Below are 841 nucleotides of genomic sequence, written 5' to 3' on the forward strand. Positions count from 1 at the left end.
CGTGTCTGCAATCAAGGGATTCCCGTTTGGTCTCATTTCTGATTCAAGATCGAAAACGGAGGCGATCTTGAGCAGACGGACATTGACGGACGCGCGATGGGCGCGGATCGAGGGGCATCTCCCCGGTCGGGATGGGTTGCCGGGTCGGAGCGGAGCCGACAACCGGCTTTTCGTGGACGCGGTGCTTTGGCTGGCGCGGACGGCCTCGCCGTGGCGCGATCTGCCGCCCGAGTTCGGCAAGTGGACCGGCGTGCACGCGCGCTTTCGACGATGGGCGGTGGCCGGGGTTTGGGAGCGTCTTTTCAATGAGTTGAGCACGGACCCCGATTTCGAATACGTCCTGATCGACAGCACGATCTGCAAGGCCCACGCGGACGCGACGGGCGCAAGGGGGGGACTCGGGCTCAGGGCATCGGACGCTCGCGCGGCGGCCTGACGACCAAGATCCACGCCGCCGTCGATGCGCTCGGGCTCCCGGTGCGGCTGATCCCGACGGCGGGGCAGCGCGGCGACTGCCCGCAGGCCGCGGCCTTGATCGGGGGGCTCGAAGGCGTCGGCCATGTCATCGCCGATGCGGCCTATGACGCGGGTCACCTGCGCGAACTGATCGCGGACGGCCTCGGGGCCGAAGCCCAGATCCAGGCCAACCCATCCCGCGCAATCAAGCCGCCGCTCGATCCCGACCTCTATGCAGAGCGGCACAAGGTCGAGAATTTCTTTCAGCGGATCAAACGGTTCCGCCGGATCGCCCTGCGCTGCGAGAAGACACTGGCAAGCTTCATGGGCTTCGTCTTCCTCGTCTCCGCCCTCGACTGGCTCAGATGAATGCAGACACGGCCTA

At 66.1% G+C, this 841-nt stretch carries 1 protein-coding gene; it reads left to right on the forward strand.

From position 1 onward, the window contains the following. Positions 1-67 precede the first annotated feature (67 nt). Positions 68-825 (forward strand): IS5 family transposase gene (locus tag DDE13_RS22540; RefSeq protein ID WP_111406408.1). Its coding sequence is split into 2 segments (ribosomal slippage): positions 68-392 and positions 392-825, totalling 759 coding nucleotides; the frame shifts between segments, so codons are not numbered across the junction. Positions 826-841 lie beyond the last annotated feature (16 nt).

The sequence above is a fragment of the Meridianimarinicoccus zhengii genome, from assembly GCF_003254465.1.
Taxonomy (GTDB): Bacteria; Pseudomonadota; Alphaproteobacteria; order Rhodobacterales; family Rhodobacteraceae; genus Meridianimarinicoccus; species Meridianimarinicoccus zhengii.